Annotated in this window: 27 protein-coding genes and 1 pseudogene; 5 read left to right on the forward strand and 23 right to left on the reverse strand. The window is 35.4% G+C overall.

From position 1 onward, the window contains the following. Window positions 1–7 precede the first annotated feature (7 nt). From AAGD50_RS02740 to AAGD50_RS02845, 22 genes and pseudogenes are all read right to left on the reverse strand, one after another. Window positions 8–439 (reverse strand): DUF2924 domain-containing protein, encoded by a 432-nt coding sequence (locus AAGD50_RS02740; RefSeq protein WP_341810011.1) that lies wholly within the window; start codon window positions 437–439, stop codon window positions 8–10. Window positions 440–443: 4 nt separating this feature from the next. Then, the gene (locus AAGD50_RS02745) at window positions 444–908 is read right to left on the reverse strand and encodes an ankyrin repeat domain-containing protein (protein ID WP_341810012.1); all 465 of its coding nucleotides are present in this window, start codon (window positions 906–908) and stop codon (window positions 444–446) included. Between the two features lie 26 nt (window positions 909–934). Then, a complete protein-coding gene (locus AAGD50_RS02750; RefSeq protein ID WP_341810013.1) occupies window positions 935–1,645 on the reverse strand; it encodes an ankyrin repeat domain-containing protein in 711 nt (236 codons plus the stop codon). A gap of 167 nt (window positions 1,646–1,812) precedes the next feature. Continuing rightward, entirely contained in the window at window positions 1,813–2,979 is a 1,167-nt protein-coding gene (locus tag AAGD50_RS02755; RefSeq protein WP_341810014.1) for a phage tail protein, read from the reverse strand. A 263-nt stretch (window positions 2,980–3,242) separates the two neighbouring features. Next, window positions 3,243–4,043: pseudogene (locus tag AAGD50_RS02760) on the reverse strand (baseplate J/gp47 family protein). 2 nt (window positions 4,044–4,045) lie between these two features. Beyond that, window positions 4,046–4,381: a GPW/gp25 family protein gene (locus AAGD50_RS02765; RefSeq protein ID WP_264375260.1), complete on the reverse strand. Its 336-nt coding sequence runs from the start codon at window positions 4,379–4,381 to the stop codon at window positions 4,046–4,048. 2 nt (window positions 4,382–4,383) lie between these two features. Next, on the reverse strand, window positions 4,384–4,638 hold the full coding sequence (locus AAGD50_RS02770; RefSeq protein WP_047759655.1) for a PAAR domain-containing protein: 255 nt from the start codon (window positions 4,636–4,638) through the stop codon (window positions 4,384–4,386). Beyond that, the gene (locus AAGD50_RS02775) at window positions 4,635–5,099 is read right to left on the reverse strand and encodes a phage baseplate assembly protein V (RefSeq protein WP_264724209.1); all 465 of its coding nucleotides are present in this window, start codon (window positions 5,097–5,099) and stop codon (window positions 4,635–4,637) included. Before AAGD50_RS02775 ends, AAGD50_RS02770 begins: the two co-directional genes overlap by 4 nt. Beyond that, window positions 5,086–5,559 (reverse strand): hypothetical protein, encoded by a 474-nt coding sequence (locus tag AAGD50_RS02780; RefSeq protein WP_250120148.1) that lies wholly within the window; start codon window positions 5,557–5,559, stop codon window positions 5,086–5,088. Before AAGD50_RS02780 ends, AAGD50_RS02775 begins: the two co-directional genes overlap by 14 nt. Further along, window positions 5,556–6,056, reverse strand: coding sequence for a phage tail protein (locus tag AAGD50_RS02785; RefSeq protein WP_341810140.1), 501 nt, complete (start codon window positions 6,054–6,056; stop codon window positions 5,556–5,558). Before AAGD50_RS02785 ends, AAGD50_RS02780 begins: the two co-directional genes overlap by 4 nt. A gap of 1 nt (window position 6,057) precedes the next feature. Next, window positions 6,058–6,363: a hypothetical protein gene (locus AAGD50_RS02790; protein WP_341810090.1), complete on the reverse strand. Its 306-nt coding sequence runs from the start codon at window positions 6,361–6,363 to the stop codon at window positions 6,058–6,060. Window positions 6,364–6,445: 82 nt separating this feature from the next. Further along, on the reverse strand, window positions 6,446–7,450 hold the full coding sequence (locus AAGD50_RS02795; protein WP_264685631.1) for a major capsid protein: 1,005 nt from the start codon (window positions 7,448–7,450) through the stop codon (window positions 6,446–6,448). A 43-nt stretch (window positions 7,451–7,493) separates the two neighbouring features. Further along, on the reverse strand, window positions 7,494–7,862 hold the full coding sequence (locus tag AAGD50_RS02800) for a head decoration protein (protein ID WP_191110935.1): 369 nt from the start codon (window positions 7,860–7,862) through the stop codon (window positions 7,494–7,496). Window positions 7,863–7,939: 77 nt separating this feature from the next. Then, a complete protein-coding gene (locus AAGD50_RS02805; protein ID WP_341810091.1) occupies window positions 7,940–8,986 on the reverse strand; it encodes a S49 family peptidase in 1,047 nt (348 codons plus the stop codon). Next, window positions 8,983–10,401, reverse strand: coding sequence for a phage portal protein (locus AAGD50_RS02810; RefSeq protein ID WP_341810092.1), 1,419 nt, complete (start codon window positions 10,399–10,401; stop codon window positions 8,983–8,985). Before AAGD50_RS02810 ends, AAGD50_RS02805 begins: the two co-directional genes overlap by 4 nt. Next, window positions 10,401–11,432, reverse strand: coding sequence for a YhcG family protein (locus AAGD50_RS02815; protein ID WP_341810093.1), 1,032 nt, complete (start codon window positions 11,430–11,432; stop codon window positions 10,401–10,403). Before AAGD50_RS02815 ends, AAGD50_RS02810 begins: the two co-directional genes overlap by 1 nt. A gap of 19 nt (window positions 11,433–11,451) precedes the next feature. Then, the gene (locus AAGD50_RS02820) at window positions 11,452–11,676 is read right to left on the reverse strand and encodes a gpW family head-tail joining protein (RefSeq protein WP_341810141.1); all 225 of its coding nucleotides are present in this window, start codon (window positions 11,674–11,676) and stop codon (window positions 11,452–11,454) included. A gap of 1 nt (window position 11,677) precedes the next feature. Next, window positions 11,678–13,507, reverse strand: a complete 1,830-nt coding sequence (locus tag AAGD50_RS02825; protein WP_341810094.1) for a phage terminase large subunit family protein — start codon at window positions 13,505–13,507, stop codon at window positions 11,678–11,680. Next, window positions 13,504–14,988: an ankyrin repeat domain-containing protein gene (locus AAGD50_RS02830; RefSeq protein ID WP_341810095.1), complete on the reverse strand. Its 1,485-nt coding sequence runs from the start codon at window positions 14,986–14,988 to the stop codon at window positions 13,504–13,506. The genes AAGD50_RS02825 and AAGD50_RS02830 overlap by 4 nt, the downstream gene beginning before the upstream one ends. 19 nt (window positions 14,989–15,007) lie before the next feature. Continuing rightward, complete coding sequence (locus AAGD50_RS02835; protein WP_341810096.1) at window positions 15,008–15,493, reverse strand: hypothetical protein; 486 nt, start codon at window positions 15,491–15,493, stop codon at window positions 15,008–15,010. A 28-nt stretch (window positions 15,494–15,521) separates the two neighbouring features. Beyond that, window positions 15,522–16,742, reverse strand: coding sequence for a DNA modification methylase (locus tag AAGD50_RS02840; RefSeq protein WP_341810097.1), 1,221 nt, complete (start codon window positions 16,740–16,742; stop codon window positions 15,522–15,524). 114 nt (window positions 16,743–16,856) lie between these two features. Beyond that, window positions 16,857–17,333 carry a Holliday junction resolvase gene (locus AAGD50_RS02845; protein ID WP_341810098.1) on the reverse strand — a complete coding sequence of 159 codons (477 nt, stop codon included), beginning with the start codon at window positions 17,331–17,333 and terminating at the stop codon, window positions 16,857–16,859. Between the two features lie 780 nt (window positions 17,334–18,113). On the opposite strand from AAGD50_RS02845, the gene AAGD50_RS02850 reads away from it, so the two are divergent. The 5 genes from AAGD50_RS02850 to AAGD50_RS02870 all read left to right on the forward strand — a co-directional run bounded on the left by AAGD50_RS02850 (window position 18,114) and on the right by AAGD50_RS02870 (window position 21,322). Then, window positions 18,114–18,605, forward strand: a complete 492-nt coding sequence (locus AAGD50_RS02850; RefSeq protein ID WP_341810099.1) for a sigma-70 family RNA polymerase sigma factor — start codon at window positions 18,114–18,116, stop codon at window positions 18,603–18,605. Window positions 18,606–18,674: 69 nt separating this feature from the next. Next, on the forward strand, window positions 18,675–19,481 hold the full coding sequence (locus tag AAGD50_RS02855; protein ID WP_341810100.1) for an ATP-binding protein: 807 nt from the start codon (window positions 18,675–18,677) through the stop codon (window positions 19,479–19,481). A 9-nt stretch (window positions 19,482–19,490) separates the two neighbouring features. Then, a complete protein-coding gene (locus AAGD50_RS02860) occupies window positions 19,491–20,297 on the forward strand; it encodes an AAA family ATPase (RefSeq protein WP_341810101.1) in 807 nt (268 codons plus the stop codon). An 18-nt stretch (window positions 20,298–20,315) separates the two neighbouring features. After that, a complete protein-coding gene (locus AAGD50_RS02865) occupies window positions 20,316–20,816 on the forward strand; it encodes a hypothetical protein (protein WP_341810102.1) in 501 nt (166 codons plus the stop codon). Next, complete coding sequence (locus AAGD50_RS02870; RefSeq protein WP_341810103.1) at window positions 20,813–21,322, forward strand: hypothetical protein; 510 nt, start codon at window positions 20,813–20,815, stop codon at window positions 21,320–21,322. Before AAGD50_RS02865 ends, AAGD50_RS02870 begins: the two co-directional genes overlap by 4 nt. Before the next feature lie 100 nt (window positions 21,323–21,422). On the opposite strand, the gene AAGD50_RS02875 is transcribed toward AAGD50_RS02870, so the two are convergent. After that, on the reverse strand, window positions 21,423–22,382 hold the full coding sequence (locus tag AAGD50_RS02875; protein ID WP_264688607.1) for an IS110 family transposase: 960 nt from the start codon (window positions 22,380–22,382) through the stop codon (window positions 21,423–21,425). Between the last annotated feature and the right edge of the window lie 170 nt (window positions 22,383–22,552).

Consider the following 22,552-nt stretch of genomic DNA (forward strand, 5'->3'; position numbering starts at 1 on the left):
ATTCTCTTCAACTTTCATTTTTATCACGCATTCCAAATAATAAAGGCCCATTGTAGCTCATTCCCATTATTTTTCCGGCTACTGCTGATAATGATGTGAAAAATTCTTCTCTGTAGATTAAACCCTTATCTGTTACCATTACTGCATGCGTCTCTTCTCCTCTTTCTAATATTAGCTCTGTCCCTTCTACTGGTAATTTATCGCTACTTATTCTTTTTCCCTTCTCTAGTCGATCTGCTAGATACTCTAGTCTTTTTGCTCCTTTTCTTGACATTTCTCCATACGCTTCCTCCTGTATTCTATATGCTAGCCTCGGTATCAGATATTTCTTTGAGTATCTAGGCGCTTCTTCTCCATACACCTTCTTCCATATTTTTCTCAGCTCACCCAAAGGTTTTATCCCTAAATTCATTACTTTCTTCTCTATTTCTTTCTCCATATTTTTAGCCCTTCATAAATAGCTTCTCAATTCTGTCTGTTTCTTTCTTCAACACCTTGGTTACTTCTTTGCTATTTTTCGCATAATCCATTGCTTTCATTCCAAATTTATCTGCTTGTTCTATTTCTCCTCCAGCTTTTACTAACTCCTCCACTATTTCTTTTTCACCTACCATACATGCAAGGTGTAGCGGTGTGCATTTACTGCCATACTCTTCAGAATTAACATTTGCTCCTGACTTTATCAGTTCTCTCACGGTTTCTAGACGTTTCTCCGTTACCGCTAAGTGTAGTGCTGTATAACCTCCTAAATCTGCTGCATTCACATTCACTCCTTTTTCGACCAATAACTCCACTGTTTTTGCGTCTATCGCATAATGTAGAGCTGTTCTTCCCCTTTTGTCTCTTTCATAAATATTTTTAAACGAGTTCTCTAATAGTGACTCCTCTTTTTTACCGAGCTTTACCATAACTTACCCCACCTTTTCTTTAAATTTTAAGCCTTCCTTCTCACCCCCTCATCTATCATTTCGTTCACTTTGCTCATTATCTTGCTTGCTAAATTTTGACATTCTTTCTTTATTAGCGATTTGTCTCTCTTCCTTATTTCTCCTATCTCTATTATTTTTAGCTCCGGCATGTAGCTTCCATTCAACATGTCTGCTATTTCTCCTACTAGCCCCTCTATTCCATAGCACGTCAGTTCTCTACTTTTTGTTATTCCACCTTTTTCTCTTAAAAATTTACTTGCCTTTTCACTCTCTTCTCTATCACACAGAGAATACTTTTCACTTTCCCAGATATAGTACATTGGTGTTGCGCCATATTTATTCAGTTGATTAATTTCAGCCCCTGCTTTTACTAGCTCTTTTATTATTTCAACTCCTGCTCCTCCTATTTTGCATGCAGAGTGCAGTGGCGTACATCCACTGACATATTGAGTGGCATTTACTTCTGCTCCCGACCTTAGCAGCACTTTTACATTTTCTAAGCTTTTCGCAAATACTGCACAGTGTAGTGGCGTATAACCATTTTTATCTCTTGCATTTACCTCTGCTCCTTTTTTTATTAATAATCTCACTGTTTTGTAATCAGAGATTTCTACTGCTTGGTGCAATATCGTCTCTCCTTCTTCATTTCTTTTATTAATATCGTTACTTGATACTTCTTTAAAAAACTTACTAAAAGATTCTTTGCTAAACTTCATACTTACCTCACAAAACTAGCTTTTCTAGCGCCAGACAAATTTCTTATATTTACCTGCTGCTATTCAAGTCATGTCCTTTTTAGCATGAGAAAGCAAGTCTTTTTCTTTTTATTTCATACACTTTTACCTATTATTAATATAATATATGAGGATCTAAATATAAGTATTTAACTTATTATACATATTGCTTGACTATTTTTCCAACTTCTGTGCAAATGTCGATGTTCGTGCCATTTCAGTACTCCTGGATAAAACACTAAAATGTAATTTTCTAATTCGTGTATCGAATCTTCTTTTCCTGAACTTCTATCATTTTCGCAACTAACGTGATATTCCGTTAAATTAGCTTTCGCAACCTTTTGATCAGTAAGATTCTTTGCTTCATATTCATAGCTGATATTAAATCTTTCCAAAATTGGTTTGTATTCCAAGTTCCATAGCTGATCAGAAAGTTTATCATTACCAAGGAAAAGTATGCCTCCTATCTCTTCTTGATAACAAAGAGGAAAACAGCTATTTATTTCTCCTAATTTCCAGCTATCTGACAGTACAATCTGTGCTTTGACAAACTTAATTGCTGGTAATAAACTTTGTGGTAATGGATATAGTGCTTTTAAGTTGTACCACAAATGATTTCTTTCATAAATACCGTTATAATTCTTTGTGTGAGGCTCGGTTTCTCCAAGGATTGCTACATCTAGGCGATATATATCATTGCTTAAAGCTCGTTCATAATGATCGCGTAGATAGTTTTCTATAATCCTAATAACTGGACCACTAGACCTGAAAAAATTTACTCTTCCAAACGATAATACTGCTCCATCTTTTTCAATTTTTATCCCTGAGTAATCCGATAACAAACTTCCAAAAAAGCTTTCATCTAAAATAAACCTATCAACGTTGTAGTGGTCATTGAAAATCCTCATTAGCCGCGATCTTGCTGGTAGTGATAGTTTTGCAAGTTCCACAATTGCATCTACAAAAAAGTTATTTGGAACATCTTTTATCCCTACTTGCAACTCAAAAAAGTGTTTACCGGGTGGTTCTTCGATGATTGTAATGTCTTCTATATTTGCCCACTTGAGTGCTATTTTAAGTGATTTAGGTGTTCCTCGCAGTCTTTGAAATTTTACTCCTTCTATTACGGCTTTTCTTCTATCTTTTACCCAACGCAGTATCTCTTCTAAACCATATTCCTCAATCAACCACGGCAATATTTTTTCCCCTAGGCTAAATTTAAATCCTCTTATCCTGCTTGGATCAACTTTATAATCGATTGCATTAACCAGTGCTTGCTCTTGCTTTGTTGCGTTTGGCGGTAATAAACTTTTCATTTGTCTTTTCTTTCAAGTTGCTTTAATTTCCTTTATTTAGGTAGCTTATGAGTAACCAAGAGATCATTGCAGAAAAATAAAGATGTTCTTAATATCGAAAACACTCTCCATAATATTTGACCATATTATCCATACTTTAAAAAACAAGTTACAACTTCTGGAAGAAAATCAATACTTTCGTCTCCCTAACATTGGATCCAGTAAACCTTAAACCACTTATTGCACGCAATCCCCTCACTGGCACAAAACAAAAAAAATACGTTTTAAATCCTATCTAACTTGACGTGGCCAAGCACTGCACACTCATTCCCCAATACCACAACATCCTCTTTTGGTTCTATTAATTCTACGTTTTCTACACCCTCTACAAATAGATTCGCTATTATCCACGATCTTGTTACACTCCACCCTAATCTTTTTGCTAATTCAAACTTCTCAATAAACTGCTTCTTGATTTCCTCCTCTGATATTACAGGACTTATGCTCATTCTGCTGTGGATATCTATTTCCATAATATTGCAGCCAATTACTGTTACTGTATCGGTTAAAACCCTTATATCATCTCTAGTAACCTGCTTTTTTACAATTTCTAGTAACTCTTCTAACGCTATGCCAGTTGTGGATAATTATGTTGATAAGATTGAAATTTGTACTTTTCCTGGTATAGGTGATTCCACTAGTGCGTCTTTTACTCTACTATCTGCTGACAGTGCATGATATTTATAATATTCCTTACTTCCTCCTGTTGACCAACCTGCTATTTTTGCTTTTACCCTCTTTCTAAATCGTTCGTCATCTTCTTCTTTCTGCCTCTCTACTCCATAAAATTCAGCTAAATTACCAAGATCTTCTCCTGTTGCAAATTTTAGTAAATTACTTTTTACAGCTTCATTTATTCTTTCTCTGAGTAACAACTCTCTCCATGCTGCTACTTCTAATACCTTTATCGCTGGGTCACTTTCAATTAGTGCTGTAAAACTTTTATCTCGACTTATTAATTCTTCTTTCATCCGAGCAAAAATCTCTTCAAAGTTCAGTGGTTCGATAATATTTGGCTGCTGCATTTTTAAACAACTACTCCATTAATATTTATGAACTTACCTTCTGAAAGATAGACACCTTCTAAATTCAATGTTACTCTCCCTTCTTTTACTCCTTCAACTTTTACTTTTTCTAACTTAAATCTCTTTTCCCATTTTTCCAAAGCTTCTGCTGTTGCTGCATAGATTTCCATAGTTAAATCTCTACTGATTGGTTTATCCACTAATTCAAATAGCCTAGACCCATAATCTCTCCTCATGATTCTACTGTTTACCGGAGTAGTCAGTATATCAATTATCGACTGCTTTAAGTGCTCTATTCCTTCTAACGTCTTTCCTGTTTTAGCATCCATACCCTTCATTTCTATTTTGCAAAGACGCTTTCACTGCCTTTTATTACTTTAAACCCACATGAAACTATATCTCCTACTCTTCCTACACTAAGACCATTTGCAAACACTGTTTTTGATCCTTCAGTTAATGCTCTTCCTTCACTAAAACTGTCTCCTTGTCTACATATTGACTTACCGTTTACAAAAACATTATTACTTCCGCTAATGCAGAAATGTGGTATAGCTTCTCCACAGTAGTCTCCTAACCTCACTATTCCTTTGTTCAATTTAAGTCGATCCTTTCTGCTTTCAGTTTTATTCCACTTTTTGTCATTTCTATACTTGATCCCCCAGCTTTCAGTGTTATTTTGTCTACTACTTCAATCTCTAAATGATGTTTTTCCTTATCATATAACAATCTTGTTCCATCTTGAAACTTCATACTATTTATTTCTTTTTTATTCTCTGGTGCAGAGTATTTTTCCTGATATATTCCTCCTAATACCACTCCTAATGATAGTTCACCAAGAGGAGAAAATACCATAACCTGTTCATCGATATCTGGTGGAGACCAATCTCTATCTTTTCCTGCTTTACTCGTTATCCACGGCAACCAATCTGTTATAAATTCTCCTATTTTCACTCTTACTTTTGCTTTTTCATAATCTATTTCTTTTACAACTCCTATACGAATGATATTCGCTACTTTTCTCTGTAACTCTGCAATGGCAAAATTATTTTCCAACATGCATTTCTCCCACTGCTATTTTATGTGGTTTAATTTTCCCCTCTTCCCATACTGATTTACCTAAATGAAGCTGATGACTCCAATCAACCATCCACACCAAATATGCATCTAATTCGGGTCTCAATCCATCTGGCTCTGCAGAAAGAAATTCAGCCGGAGATACATTCTTTTCCCAGGTATTCTTGTTCACTACTCTTGCTACTTCTGCTGCTAATGACCTTACAACTAACGAGGAATCCTCGACTGTTCCATCAACTACAATCCTTGCCTCAAATCTTGCTCTCAGCGCTAATTCTTCTGTCCCTGGATCTTTTCCCGATTCTAAACTCACAAGCTCTACAAATAACGCTGGCGCTACTAATTCTTTCCTTATTGCTGGATAAATTTCACATGTCTGTATAGACGATATTTCTCTCTTCAGCGTAGTGCAGATTGCATTATGCAAATCTTTAAAATTCATACATTTCTTGTAATATCACGTTCAAAGAACTTTTTAAACACTTCCTCAACCTCATAATTAACAAGATTCCCTATTATCCTTGAAGCCTCAGGTTCGAGTGACAATTTAACTTCCTTTATTGGCAATGCTGCTCTTCCTTCACGTTTAAACATACCGCTATTTCCTTTTGGCATAACTGCTGCAAATCCTCCTATAAACTCATGCTTTCCTACTTTCGATCCTCTTCTTGTTTTTTGTATTTTGCCAATTGTCGATGCTCTAATGTCGTAGAGATTTGCTCTAATTAACACTTCTAATCTGCTTGTTTTTGCTTTAAAAATTCTTAATCTCTTTCTTATCAAACTTAATTTTATCTTCTTTTCCTCACTAATTTCTTTTGCTGTCTTCAATTTTAGCCATAGTGCTGTTCTGTTTAACGCTCTCACTATTGCTAATTCTATTTTTTTTCTTTTAGCATTTACACTTTCTATTACCTCAACTTCTATATGCACAGACATTTTACACCCCATACGCTTCGATTCGCCAGACCATTCCAGATTTATCTCTAAGTGGTGGTGTGTGTATTTTGTATTTGCAATCACCTATAACAAAAATATCTCCTACAATTGGCCTCAGTATATCAAAAATGCTTACCTCAAGAAAAAGCATCTCTCCCACAAATTGTCCTTCACCAATCTCGTATAATTTATCTGGCTGTTGCTTTAGTACTTGTACCATGTACGCCTTATTTTTCGACTTATACAAAGCTACTTCTCCTAAATGGGCAAAACAATCTTTTAGTAATCTCTTAATATTCTCTTGCATTCTTTCATAAGTATGCTAATAAGTTATATACTAGTAGAGTCCTCTTGTACCTCACCAACTTGTAGTTACTCTACCAGTATTGTTATGCTGCAACGACTTTTACTAATGTTCCTGGTCTGTGGCACATTGGCAATGGATTCGACTGCGTATGTAAATCAGTTCCTCTATCAAATCTCCTTGGCTCTTGTTTTGCATATAGTGGCTGTCCTAGTGTATTTACTGTCTCATTAAAGTCTGCTGGTGCAAAATATGTTGTAAATGTGCTCGCTGTTCCTACTGGAAAACAGTTTCCACTTTCCCTTTCTATAAACCTTCTCACATTTCCCTCAGGATCAGTTGCCTGCCCTCTATATTCCTCAAATGTTATTCCACAGAACGTAAATCCTGACCTCATATCATTTCGAAGTGCTGCTCCTTCTTGCCATCTTTCATATGCCTCTTTCACTTTACTATGCGAAGTTAGTGCATCAAAAAACTCAGGGCTTACCAGTGCATGAATTCCCGTCATATATTCACCACTTAAGTTATCCTCAATATGTCGCAATACCTCCAAGCACTTACGCTTTACATCAGTTGTTGCTGTTCCAAGGGCAAAATTTACTACTTTTGGTGTTATTTCAAATTCGTTGTACAGATTTAATAATTCCGACCCATCAGCATCTAAAATTATTCCCTTCAGCGCTCCCATACGCAAATGCTCCAACGTTATTGCATGTTTATTTCTCATTAGCTGCAAATGGTCAGTTATTACATCTGCCAGCGCTTTCAGTTCACTTTCCGACCCAAATGCTCTTATTCCCTGTACTTCCTCTGGTAACACTACATCATCGTGAGGAATATGTGGAATCGTAAATGTTCTTACTTTTCTTTTTCCTCTTTTTCCTACTGTTGCTGGTGCTCCTGGTATTTGTGTTGGTAATAAACTTAATACTCCGTTGTGTTCTTCTATGGTAATATGTCTAAATCTTACTGATCTACTTGGAAACAAATTTAAATTTTCAATTCGTCCATAATTTATCGGCAATATATTTATCGCATTTGTTAGTGCCGTCATGCTAAATGCTGTGTTTGTAAATGGATTTTGCATTTTTTATTTTCCCCCTTTGTGTTTTTTATTGTTTAATATAGCCTTAGACTGCTTTACGGATAATGATCCCTCGTCCTTCAAGTTGCTTTATTGCTGCATTTTTTTGCTCTTCAGTGATATTTGCTGGCCACACCACTGCATGATCTGCTAGTATTGCACCACGAGTAATAATTACTGCTTTGGCATTTTCTGTCGCATTTACATCACTTACTATTGCACCTATTGCTGTTTGTGTACCATCTGTGGCAGTTGGATTTATTATCTTAATCATGTTATCTTTATCGAGAGCCACTACTGTACCAAGTTTAAGATTTTGTCCCTTTGCTACTGTTATCTGATCTCTTGAATATAGACTTGACACCTCATACTTTAATAGGTCACCAAGATTATTTTGTTCGCTTATACAACTCATAAAATTTCCTCATTTATTTTCCCCTTTAGTTTTACCGCCATGTTTATAATTGTTGTACGCGGCGGTTATAAAAAAACTTAAATACTTGATTGTGCTCTAGCTTTAGCTACTTGTATCATCAAATCTTCTCCTGAATTCTGTGGTATTGCACTCAGTATCTCTGTCTTCTTTGTTCTCTCTGCAAGTAATTCCATTAAAACTTCCCTAGCTTGCTCAACACTTACACTTTGCTCAATAAATTCTCCTATCTTTTCTGGCATCTTCGATAAATTACATAAACGTATTAATTCAAGAACTTCAGTACGATACTTGGTTAAATTATCAGTTTCTAGGTCATTTGTAGTTTGTTCATTCATAGTAATACTCCTGTTTTTATTAATAGATGAAAGAATTGTCATTCCGTCTGCAAGGCCTATTTCTATTGCTCTCTCGCCAAAATATAGCCCTGCCTCCGTTGATCGAATCTTTTCAATTGAAAGACCTCTGTTCCTCGCTATTAGCTGCACAAACATTTCATATAGTCGGTCTACTTCTTTTTGTAAGCTTTCCAGACTTTCAGACGTCATTGGCTCATGTGGATTTAAATCATTTTTTCTACTTCCTGCAAATACTGTGGTATATTTTATTCCACATTTTTCATTAAATCCACTTTGATCTATATGACTTGCAATTACCCCTATGCTTCCTACTCCTGAGGTTCTGCTCACAAATACCTTTTCAGCGCTAGAGGCTATAGCGTACGCAGCAGAATATGCATCATCATTTGCTATCGCTATTATCCTCTTTTTTCCTCTTGATTCATAAATAAAGTCAGCTAGGTCAAATATACCGTTTACCTCTCCTCCGGGGCTATCTATTTCCAGTATAATTGTCTCTATGCTACTATCTGCTAATGCTTGTGTAATTTGTTCTTCTATTTGCTCATATGATGTCATTCCGAGCATTTCATCAAATGCACCAGGTTTTTTAGTTAAAATGCCATGTATCGGTATTATTCCTCTTTCACTATTTCTTACTGCATGTTTTATATTTTTAAAGATAGGCTGCTTTCCTGTTTGTAGTGACAGTAACTCAAAACTCCTTGGTTCTACCATTACACATCTGTTTAGCCATTGTTGTTTCATATCACCTCTTGATTTGCAGTAACCTCAGAATCAAAACTTAAGCCCAGTTCGCTTGCACGTCTTTGATCTTCTGCTATTTCTTGGTCAATTTCTTCAACATCGTAACCCATTTCTGATACTACTTCCGATCGACTCTTAAATCCATTTCTTACTGCCATTTGTTGTGCTTGCTGATCTTTTAGTGGATCTACCCAATCAAATCCCTGTGGTATCCATTTTACTTCTTCTTTCGCTGCTTTTACTACTTTTTCATCTATACAGAGTTCTCCACAAAGTACTGCTAACTCTAGCCATCTATTCCATACTGGTCTGCAAAATTGAAATACCATAATGTTGTGTTGCAGCATAGCACATCTACGACGAAACTCTATTAATCCTGCTCGAATGGATGAATAATTAACACCGGTTAAATCTCCTGTTAGCTGCTCATATGTTATTCCTGTACCTATTGCTATTGCCCTCAGTTGCTGTCTCATGAATGCTTCATAACTTCCTCCAACATCTGATGGCTCTGAAAATTTTATATCTTCTCCTGGGTCTAAAAGCTGCATTGTTCCAGGTTCTAGGCCAGATAGTGCTACTCCTTGCTCATTACTTTCACCTTCTCCCATGATATTTGCTTCTGGATCGAGTCTCGTAATAAATCCTGCAAACATTGCTGCAGTTTTCTTTCTCACCAGCTCTGCATCATCATATTGATCAAGCTCATAAAGCTTCAGCAGTATATTAGAAAGCCATGGCTCTCCTCTGATTTGCCCAGGTCTTAATGGTCTATAAATATGTAAAACATCATTTGCTGGCACTCTCACTGATTCACCAAACGAGCCTTCACCAGGGTGTTCTTTAAATAGGTAATATGCTTCTCTTTGCCCAAGCTTGTTAAACTCAATCCCGTTTCTTATTACATTACCATTTCCTAAAGTTTGATTTGTTTTATTATCTAAATGCTCTGATTCCAATACTTGAAGTTGCAATGGTACAGAAAATCCATCTTCGAGTTTACGATTTCGGAGACGTACGAAACACTCTCCACCTTCTATCATACTTCTGCATACTAGAGCTTGTAATCCATAAAAATCACTTACTCCACTACTGTCTGCTTCATCTGTCCATTTTAGCCATAATTCTTGCACCTTCTTTCGAAATTCACCATCTCTTGCTTTTGATTGTGGTTTTATTCCTGTGCCAATAGAGTTACTCACTATCGTATCAATAATATTTGCTGCATATGGATTTTTTCTCACCATGTCACGAGAACGACTACGTAAAGTTTCAAGGTTTTGAGACAACAAATTGTTTATACTTCCTAACTCTGGTTGAAAGTGAAAAAATCTTCTTCCTGAACCTGCTGCATCCCATGCTGAGCTTTTTATCTTTGGCTTGCTAAATAATTGCTTGAACGATTTTAATAGCATTACTTTTCCTGATCTGAAACTTTGGATAACTCAGCCTCTAGCTCTTCTACTGTTGGTAAAGCTGCCTTTATATTCTTTGGTAGATTTTCAGTAATTTTATATTCTGCCAACCCTATCGGTTTATTTATGTCTTTCAGTGTATACTTAGCTAGTACGTTATCCTTTGACTTGCATAAAATTAATCCTATAGATGGTTGATCTGTCTCATGCTTTAATAAATCATCAACGGCTGAAAGATAAAAATTCATTTTTCCTGCATATTCTGGCTTGAAATCTTTGTCTTTTAGCTCAATTACTACAAAGCAACGTAGCTTCAAATGGTAAAACAATAAATCAATATAGAAGTCTTTATTTCCAACATCTAAGTGAAACTGCCTACCAACAAATGCAAATCCTTCCCCTAGCTCAAGCAAAAACTTCTCTACATGGCCTACAAGCCCTTTTTCTACTTCTCTTTCGTGAGCATCGTCTCCTATACTCAAAAAATCAAAAATATATGGATCTTTTAATGTATAATGTGCTAAATCTGATTGGGGAGAAGGTAACTTATCTTTGAAGTTAGTAACAGCTTTTCCTTGACGTTTGTACAATTCACGTTCGATTTGCATCACCATTATACTACGTGACCAACCGTGCTCTATAGCCTTTTGAAAATAGAATAGTCTTTCTTTTGGATCTTTTACTTTATCTAAAATAACTACAATATGAAACCAAGGCAATTGTGCAGCAACCTGCTGCGTAAATTCAGTATCTTGATATTCTGCAGCAAATTGGCGCATATAAGTAAGATTCCTAGCACTAAATCCCTTCATTTCTGGAAATGCGCTTCTTAAATCCTTACTTAGCTGATCTATGATTTTAGCACCCCAGCCATGTTCTTTTTGGCGTTTTAAGATCTCTGTACCAATATGGTGGTAAAGCACAATAAGCTTGCTATTTACTGCCAGTGCTGCTTTATAACGACTAGTAGCAATCTGCTCTTTTAGCTGCTCTAAAAATTCTGTATATTCTTTTGCTATAATTTTTGTCATATGGTTCCTTTCAACGATATTATATGATCCCTTTACTCGTTGAAAAAACAATCTTTCTCTTTGGCTTCATTCCAGCAATCTTTAGTTCACCTTTGATGCGTTGTCTTAAGCTTAGCAAGTCATTTATCTGAACTTCAGCATATCTCACCACATGGTCACCATATGCAATTGATACTACTCGCTCTCCGCTTTGCAGTTTTTTTATCGCTTCTTCGACTTGACTTAAATATTCCTGATTGTACATTTTACTTCTCATTCAACCATTTACTTTGTCTCACTTTTTTAGGCTTTTTACTTTCCATTTTTCCACTCAAACTATTCCACTTACTCTCTGGCCATCTGTCTATTCCCAGTGCTATCGATGCAGCTCTTGCATAAATCCTACAGTCTAATACTTCATTTCTTTCTCTTACCTTCTGCCACTCTTGTTTGGTATATCCTTTCACTACTTTACTGACTAATTGCTCTGCCGTTAGTTGCTTAAAATATTCAGGTGCATACTCAGGAAAATGACAATATCCAGGTAGAGCTTTTCCCTCTTCTTCTTTCAAAATATTAAGTAATTGAAAAAGCTCTGACTTTAATATCGATACTCCTACTGGCCAGAGCTTTATTCCTCTTTTCAGCTTTTGACCACCAACTGTTATATCTACTCTGCTTGGACTGCTAAGTGGTACTAGCGCTTTGTTTACACCTTTCACTGCCATTACTCTTCCAGATCCTTGATGACCTCTTACCCAGTTATATACTTCTTGCGTTGCATATCCAGCATCTACCGCCATCATGCTTATCATATATTCAAGCCCATTTTCACCGATAAAATGATGACTCAGAAGCTCCGAAAGTTTTCCCCATACTTCTCCACCTCCTGTATCTCCTTCAAATACTCGGTAGTCTATTGACCAACTTTCACGGCTTTTTCCCCAGGCTACAACTTCCACCTCTAGACGATCTTTTTGGACATCTACTCCTGCAGTAAGTACCACTTCTCTCCTAGGTACTGTGCCAATCTGAAAAAATTCTCTCCTGTTAAATAATTGTTTCCAGTCTGGTACTTCTCCTTTGTCTACCCAGGTTTCTCCAAGCGTAGTATTTATCCATACTTTTAGTAATTGTTCACTTTCTTTTGCATAAAGAAAATCTTCTACTGCTTGAGTCCAACTATACCAGCCAACTGGACTATAAAGGCTTGAAAGATGAAATCCTTTTTTCTCACCTTTTACTCTATTAGTAGGCCTCCATTCTCCACGCTCAAGCATCTCTGTCTTTTGATGATTTTCTATTTTGCCGCTACATTCAGTGCAGACATAATGTGCTGTTCTTGAGTCATTGTTTTCCCATTTTATTTGTGACCATTTTAGAACTTGATAGTAATTACAATGCGGACAGGGAACAAAAAAATATCTCTTATCTGTTGCTTCAAATTCTTTCTCAATTCTGCTTATTCCATGAATTGTTGGTGTTGATACTAAAAAAATCTTTCGCTGTGCAAATGTATTAGTTCGAGCAATACTAAGCAGTACTGGATCTCCTTCTCCTCCTGAATCTCCTGGGTAGGCATCTATTTCATCAAGAAAGAGATATTTTACTGGCATGGATCTAAGTCCTACACTGCTATTCGCTCCAGTTATTACTACTATTCCACCTGGAAACTCCTTACTTTGTACAGTATTGCCTGAGTCTCTTGATCTTGGGTCTTTTACTTTACTCTTTAAACATGGTGTACTCTCTATCAACGGTGCAAATCTTCCCTTCGACCAACGTTTTCCCATTTCGACTGTTGGCTGCACAACTAACATTGGACCTGGTGTTTGATCGATAATATAGCCAATCCAATTGTTGCCAGCTTCTGTTCCCCCAATCTGCGCTCCTTTCATGAATACTACTTTTTCTGCAGGTGAAGACGGAGATAGTGAATCCATGATTTCTTTAAGATATGGTGTTCTCTCTGTTCTCCATTTACCTGGCTCTGATGCTGCAGTTGCTGCTAAAACTCGATATTCATTTGCCCACTCTGATACTTTAAGCTCTGGATCTGGTTTTAAACCTTCAGAAAAAGATGTGGCGTATATCATTGTCTGCATCTACTCGTAATTGGTTCTATCTCGACATCATTAACAGTAGAACTACACTCCTCCAGTTCCATAAACATCTTTTTCTGAAATTCGTTTTCTATATATCTTTTGCTCATCTCACTTATCATTATTGCTATAACAAGCGCAAATACCCCTGTTATTGTTGCAAAAATGATTGCACTGCTTATTGTTGCTGCTGTTAAACCTATATATGCTGCCATTACTACTGCGCTAACTGTAATACAGATGCAGATAATATTATTATGTTTTTTCATCCTTTTATCTGCTATTTCTCTCTGTGCTATATATTTATTATGAAGGGTTGGAAAATTAACAACGGTATCTCTGCAGAGCAATGACCCATTTTTTTCAGTAAATAAAACTTTAAGTAACTCCAAATTATTTGATTTGATTGCTAAGTGCAAAACAGGTGTATAGTTTGCTCCTTTTTTCAGTAGTAATTTTACTACATGTAAATGTCCTTTTTCTGCAGCAAGGTAAATCGGTGATAGACCTTTATTGTTTGAAATATCAATATCAATTTCTTCTTTTAAGATAGACTCTACAATCTCAATTTCTCCTCTTTGTGCAGCTAAATGGAGTAGACTATTCTTTTCAGAACCGTATTTATTACTCATCAAAGCCTTCTTTATCTCAGGTTTAGCGTAATCAAATGGTGTCTTGCCGCTATCGTCTTTTACCAGAGGGTCTATATCTTCTCGTGTTAGTAAAACCTCTATTGTTTTAAGTCTTTCAGCGTAATGTAGTGGCGTTTTATTTTCGTAATCTTGTAAATTGACTTGAGCATTAGGCTCCTTTATTAAGCATTTGAGGATATCAAGACATAAGTCTCTTTCATCGTAATTAGTATTACTTACAGCTATATGCACAGGTGACAATTTCATTGAGTTTTGTCCTATGCGTGCACTATTTACATCTGCTCCTAGCTTCAGCAGTAACTTTACTATTTCCAATTTTTTGTTATTAACTGCATAGTGCATTGGTGTCTGATTTCGCGCATCAAAGACATCTATTTCAGCTTTTCCTTCTCTTATCAAAATCTTTACAACTTCTGCATGTCCTATTCCTGCTGCTAGATGTAATGGCGTATGATGCAGAGCATTTCGTACATTAACGTCAATACCTTTTCCTATCAAATATCTGACTGCATTAACTTCACCTATCATTGCAGCTAAATGAAGTAAACTATCTTGTTCTGACCCGTATTTGTTACTAATTAACGCTTTCAATATTTCTGCTTTTTTCTCTTCTTTGGCGTAATCAAGAGATGTTTTACCTTCATTATCTTCCACAAAAGGATTAATGTTCTTCTTCGTGAGTAACAAATCCACCATACTTAATTCATCAAACTCTATAGCGCAATGTAGTGGGGTTTTTCCGTTTAATCCTCTAACATTTACATCTAATCCAGGTTGATTAATGAGACACTTTATTAACTCTAAACTTAAGTTATCAGCCATTTTATATTCAAAATCTTTTTTATATTTGAAATTTAGTATTAGATAATTCTTGTAATGAGTTTGTAATCTCTTCGGTTAGCGTCTTATGAATCTTTTCAGTGTCGCTCAGTGAGGCAAGCAGTGCTGAAACTCTATTTGGAATATTAAGCAAATTATTACGGACAACTCTTGCTACATTAAATGCATCGCGCTTTACTTCCTCTACTGCTACAAGTTCACCAATCTCAGCCTTAGCTTTCGCCTCAAGCAATTTGCCACGTTCCATCTCATTTTTTATTCGCGTTTTTAGCAACATTGTGGAAAGGTTACTTGTATTTTCGTTTTCTGGATTTTTCCTCCTCAGTGGCTGACTTAGATCTCTTATTGCTGCTACCGCTTCATTTGCTTGTTCTCTATTGATCAAACCATCCTCCAACTCAACTATTCCTTTTTTTACTAAATAACAGACGTATTGCTTTGATACTCCGATCTCTCTTGCCCATTCCGTCTGCGTGATTTTTTCCACTCTTTTCCTCCTCTCTTTTTGCTCCTTTTTACGAATTTTCTTCTTGAATTTCTGCAAAAGTTTTACCAGTACCAGAAAGAATTGCCTCCCTACCTGTGTATATTTGCCAACGTTTTATGGTGACATCTACAAATTTTGAATCTAGTTCTATTGTTCTGCAAATTCTTCCTGTTCTCTCACATGCAATCAGTGTACTTCCAGAGCCGCTAAATGGATCAAGTACGATATCTCCAGGTCTGCTGCTATTAACTATTGCTTTCTCCATTAGCTCTACTGGCTTCATCGTTGGATGTAGTGTATTATGTGTTGGCTTATCATAAAACCACAGATCACTTTGATTTCTACCTCCATGCCACTCACGTTTATTGCCGCTTTTCCATCCATAAAGCATTGCTTCGTATTGTCTTTGATAATCTGATCTGCCTAGTGTAAAATGATTCTTTGCCCAAATGATAAATGTTGACCAACGACCACCTGCTTCTTCAAATACTTTTTGCAACGTTGAAAACTCTGATGATGATATGCAGATGTAAATTGCACCTTTCGTATATGCTAAAATATTGGAACAGATGTCGTAGAGAAAAAGTTCGTACTTTTCACCTTGATTATCATTTAATATTTTTTTATCTTCTCTCTCCTGACTGCTACCATAATCAACATTATATGGAGGATCACACACAGTAATATCTGCCATTTTATCATCTAACAGCGCTTTATATGATTCAACTATAGAGCTATCACCACAATAGATTCGATGATCACCTAAAATCCATAGATCAGCTGGTTTTGTTATTTCTACTTTTTTGTCATCAACAACTAAGTCAGAAAGATCTTCTTTTTCACTATCTAAATCATCAAGGAAATGTTGAACTTTTTCTAATTCAAATCCAGTCATTTTAAGATCAAACTGCAAATCTTCTAACTCTTGAATTTCCACTCTCAAAAGATCATCATCCCACTTTGCCCAATTAGCTGATTGATTTGCAAGTAATCGAAAAGCTTTAGTTTGTGGTTCATTTAAATTATCACTTAAGACCACTGGTATACTTTCCATACCAAGTTTTCTTGCTGCTTTAAGTCTTAAATGGCCATCAACCACAGTCCCATCGCTTTTTGCAACTATTGGTATACGAAAACCAAACTCCCGAATAGAAGCACACATTCTATTTACTACGTCATCATTTTTACGTGGGTTACGCTCATATTCGACTAGATCTCGAGTAGGATAGTAGTGGATTGCTAAATTCATATATGTTTAAATTCTTAATAATTAAAAAGTTAATATTCAAAATATGTCTAACACTAGAAAAGGCCTGAGGTTAGCACCACCAAACCCGCCAGTATGGCCGAAAGGACCCACTTTCTATGGTATTTTTAATATGTTAAAATCTTTACCAAGATTCATAGCGTAAAACATTAAAGCAAGGGCATCTGCCTCATTATCATCTTTGGATAAAAAACCTTTTTCCTTTACAGCTTCAATAACTTCACTCTTACTTGCATTGCCTTTGCCTGTGATAAAGCGTTTTATAGTCTTAACAGGAACACTCTGATAGGGAATATGATTCTCTTCACACCAAGCAGACAAATGTGCCAAGAAACCTCCGTAGCAATGAGCAGCATCAGTTCCTAAGTGTCTTCTAACTTCCTCAAAATAAACGGTTTCAATACTTGGAAATTTTTCCTTCATTTGATTCAACCACTTACGAAAATTTAAGAAGTGCATGCCACCACCACTAAAACGACTACCATGAAAACTTTCACTACCACTTTGAATCACTCCGTTGTGAAGAATAGACCATCCTGTTTGTTTGCCTAGATCTAGTGTTAGTATTGACATCTGTATTGTAAAACTTGAAAGAAGAGAATTTGAGTTATATGTTATATATATACAAAGCAAGTTTCATTTTTTCTAAAGGAAAACAAAAAAAATTTAGAATTATAAAATTTCTTTAGGTAGATCTGTTTGTTTGCCTAGATCTAGTGTTAGTATTGAAACCTGTATTGTAAAATTTGAAAGAAGAGAATTTGAAAGATTCCTCGCTAAACCTCATACTTACCTCACAAAGTAATATGTTATATATATACAAAGCAAGTTTCATTTTTTCTAAAGGAAAGCAAAAAAAACTTAGAATTATAAAATTTCTTTAGTATCAAAGTTATTGAAATGCAAATAAGCCAAGCTCCTCTTTTTTAACTTTTTACTCCACCTAACTATAAATTATCAGTTTCATAGTATATTACATTTCATCATTACTTTATATTATTCTATATATATATGCATATATATTTACATATATTATATAATATATATAGATTTTCGGAAACCGGAAAGCTGGCCATTTTAGAGGATTTTAAAGCGTTCTGAACTGCCAAATTTTTTGGCAATGGAAATGCAATTTCTCCATATACTTAATTATAAAAAGTATTGAAATTCAATAGCTTATATTAAGCATGCTTTTATTTCCAAATTCTCAAATTTTACTGGAAATCATGGAAATTACAAAATTCAGATCAGCTTTTAGACCCCATTAAACTCATAAGAAATCTTATACGTATCCTATCTCTTTGTATACAAAAACTGGCATTCTGTAGGCCTTTAATTAATAAAGGTCATTTTATGAAATCAAAAAATATTTATAAAGGTATAAATCCTACAATCATCAAGTATGTTAAGTATCATGCTCTAAAACTTAAATCTAAGAGTTGCTTTGCCGATGAAAGTCTTGAAGACATTGAACAAGAACTTATTTGTCAGATTTGGCCTTACCTTAGTCATTATGACGAAACAAGAAGCAGTTTTAACACTTTTATTGATAGACTAGTTAATTCTCGTGCTCGCAATTTATTGCATAAACATCAATGTATGAAGTATAGCATGGTGTTTGGTCTTGATGATAATATACCTGATTATAAGCATTTTGAAGATGAAGTCTCATTGTACTTTGATATGGCAGATATTATTTCGACACTACCTGAAAATTGGAAAAATTTATGCATATTACTCAATGACTTCACTGTTGCTGAAGTAGCGGAAATTACAGGAATACCTTTATCTTCTGTCTACTATATCTTGAAGCAAATGCGTAATAAATTCTTACTGGTCAAATAATTTTTTTTTGCACCTTTTAGAAGATTTAAAAATTGCTTTGTATATATATCAAGTACATCGGGAGTAAAAATGAAAATAATGAACAGCAATGAACGGCTAAAAGTTCAAACAGGTGTAAAAATGGTCATCTTTGGACCTTACGGTATAGGTAAAACAAGTCTATTGAAGACTATAGATGACCCAACACTTTGTCTTGATTTTGAAGCTGGTTTACTTGCTGTTCAGAATTGGCAAGGAGATTCAATCAGTATTCGTACTTGGAATGAAGCGCGAGATATTGCCTGCTTAATTGGTGGTCCAAATCCTGCATTAAAATCTGATTCAGCATATAGTCAAAGACACTATGAGCACGTATCTGCTAAGTACAAAGAGCTTTTGCCAGAACTATCTAAATATCGCTGTATTTTCATTGATAGCATCACAGTAGCATCACGTCTGTGTTTATTGTGGGCAAAAATGCAACCTGAGGCTTTCTCTGACAGAAATGGCAAACAAGATATGAGAGCTGCATATGGCTTACTTGCTCAAGAAATGATGGCTTGGCTTAATCAGTTTCAACATATTCCCAATAAAGACATCATTACAGTCGGTACTCTTGGACAATATCTTGATGATTTCAATCGTCCAACATGGCTACCACAATGCGAAGGAGCTAAAACTGCCAGTGAAATACCCGGTATTGTTGATGAAGTAATTAGCATGGTTGCAATCAAGAAAGATGATGGCACAGAGGTACGTTCCTTTGTTTGTCATACCCTTAATTCTTGGGGATATCCAGCTAAAGATCGAAGTGGATGCCTTGAAATGGTTGAAGAACCACACCTAGGAAAGCTGCTTACAAAAATCAGAACTAAAACTTTTTCTAATGCTGTATAGGAGATCATTATGATACAAAATTTTTTCTCTATTAACCAAAAGGTTCCTTTTTTCAGTGTTAAGGAATACTTGGACGACCAATCACCAATACCAGAGGATATCATTCACCCAAGAATTTTAACTCAGAGGGGTTTATTGGTTCTAGGTGGCCCTCCGAAAATTGGCAAAAGTGACTTTTTGATTTCTTGGCTCGTTTGCATGGCTGCAGGAGTTTCCTTTCTTAGTATGACTCCAAGTAGACCTTTAAAAATCTTCTACATGCAGACTGAAATTGAATATGAATATATGAAAGAACGATTACAACAACTGCAACTAAATAAAGAACTTTTGAATATAGCTGCCAATAACCTACTTATTACACCAAGAGTACATTTATCATTTAATAATGAGGAAATAGATGAAATCAAGGAAATTGCGAAAGAACGCTTTAAACCTGATGTTATAGCTATTGATCCATTGCGAAACATATTTAGTAGTGAGTATGGAAATGAAAATGATAATAGTGCCATGCTATTCTTCCTTCAGAAAACACTTGAAAGGTTACGTAATGCTGTTAACCCCAATGCTTGCATAATCTTAACTCACCATACGAAAAAATTATCAAAGAAGATGCTTGAAGAAGATCCATTTCAAGGGCTAAGTGGCGCTGGATCTCTGAGAGGATTTTATAGCACTGGTATGGTTATGTATGGGCAAAATGAGGAGAGTTCCACACGTCAGATAGTTTTCGAACTACGCAATGGTGAACGTATACCAAATAAACTTGTCGATAAGATAAACGGTATTTGGCAAGTTGTTGATCAATGGAGTATTTAACCTTTTTATGGAGACTTTATGTTAGAAGAGTATTTAACTGATTTTAATACTGCAAAACTACAGAGTAGTTTAATACCTAAAGGTACAATAGTCAAGGTAAAAATGGCAATTAAACCTGGTGGTTACGAAAACTGGTTTACTAAAAGCTACGATACTGGAAGCATCTATTTAAACGCTGAATTTACTGTAATTGAAGGTCCATACGCAAATTGTAAGATTTACCAAATAATTGGTATTAAAAGTGGCAAAGCAGAAGGAAAAGAAGATACTTGGGGAGAATCTGGACGTTCTATGATTCGCAGTATTTTGGAGTCAGCTAGAAATATTCATGCAAATGACACTTCAGAAAAAGCAGTTCTTGCAAGAAAAATCAACTCAATTGCAGACTTAAATGGTTTAGAATTTACAGCAAAAATAGGCATTGAAGCGAATAATACCTATGGAGATAGGAACAAAATTGCTACGGTCATTACTCCTGAACAACAGAACAATTCAGAAGTTGATTGGGTGCCATTTTGAAGTACGACGAAGGAAAGTTGTGGGCTGCTGTTATTACTAGAGCTATTCAGGATGCAGCAGGAAAGAACCTAAAACTGAAAAAAGAGGCTTGTCAATGGATTCGCTCACGATCCTTTGAAACTGTTTGTGAGCTGGCTAATTTTGACTTTCAACGTCTAAAAAGTATGTTGAATAAATTTGGAATAAATCAGGAGGATTCTATGAATTTTTCATCTAAAAACGTTTTGAAAATAAAATTAATTGATAATATCAAAGATTGTGTATCTTATTTGCTACCTGATGGCAAATCTTACCAAAATAAATTTTATATTGGCAGTATAAACGGAAATAAAATAATAGTTGAAATAGAAGGAGAAAATGTAGGAAATTGGTACGATCTGATCGAAGAAAAGAAAGGAGATATAGTAGCAGTTGTGTTAAAAGTCAATAGAAAAATACTAAAAATAAATTTTTACTTAGTGGACTATAAAGCCAAAGATGCTTTTAACACATTTTACGTAATTTAAGTTGTAGTATTTGATTTGAATTCTTTTAAGAAGTGTGGATGTGGATAAGTGCTTTCAGTCTGTGTAAGCGCACTTATCCACAACTACACTAATTTTCAATCTAAGCAGCTTTAGGGCTATATTCCTCAGTAAAAACCCTGCCATCTCTGATTAAAGAGTTAGCAAGGATAAGTAATTTTCTCATGGCAGCAGTAGAAGCAACTTTATATGGTTTTTTGTATTGATCGTATAGCCTATCAAAGAAGATTCTTATATAAGAATTGTACTTTTGTGCACTAAGAACACACATATGTAAAACTGTTCTAATCTGTGATCTACCACCTTGAATACATCTTTTTCCTTTACTAAAACCACTATCTCGATTAAAAGGTGCAACTCCAGAAAGGCTAGATATTTCTTTATGTCGGAGAGTTCCTAATTCTGGTAGATAACAGATCATAGTAATAGCTAAGATTCTACCTGCTCCTGGCATACTAGTTATTGATATGTATTTTTCTTTAAGCTCTTGACTTTGCTCAATCAATGTTATCATCTCGTCTTCTAAAACTTGAATTTGACTTTGCAAAATGGCAAGTAGTTCTTCCATTTGTTTGATTATGGATATATCAGTTACTTGATGAGCTTGAGTTTTTTGTATTTTTGCCATTTCCACTAATTGATTTCTGCGAGATAACTTTTGCTTCAAACTGTCAATATTACTAACCTTTAAAGGAGTAACACGCATATCTGTATTATTGATATAACGTGAGATGATGCTGCAGTCTATTTTATCAGTTTTAGTAGCGATACCAAGGCTTTTTGCATAATCTCTAACCCATCTAGGTTGAATAACATATACTTCGAAACCATGGCTTAGTAAAGTATAAGCACATAATTTTTCGTACCCACCAGTTGCTTCAAGTCCAACTTTGGTTACATTATGCAAACGTAAAAAGTCGAGTATTTGATCAATAGCTTGAACGTCATTTTCAAATACTTTATAATGTCCAAGTGGATGAATGTGGATATCTAGCTTATTTTTGCTAACATCAATGCCAGCAATGATATTTGATGAATTCATAATTCCTCCGTAAGAATAATATAATACTGCATTTTCCACCCTTATATACGAGCCTAAAAACTCAATCAGTTGTTCGGAACTATTCAGTATATAAACAGAGAAGAGAACCTTGCTCCAATACGGTCCTTATGACCAAGATCTATGACGGTTCCTCTTCTCTATACATCTTT

Origin of the sequence: Wolbachia endosymbiont (group A) of Apotomis capreana (assembly GCF_964027025.1) — a bacterium.
Taxonomy (GTDB): domain Bacteria; phylum Pseudomonadota; class Alphaproteobacteria; order Rickettsiales; family Anaplasmataceae; genus Wolbachia; species Wolbachia pipientis.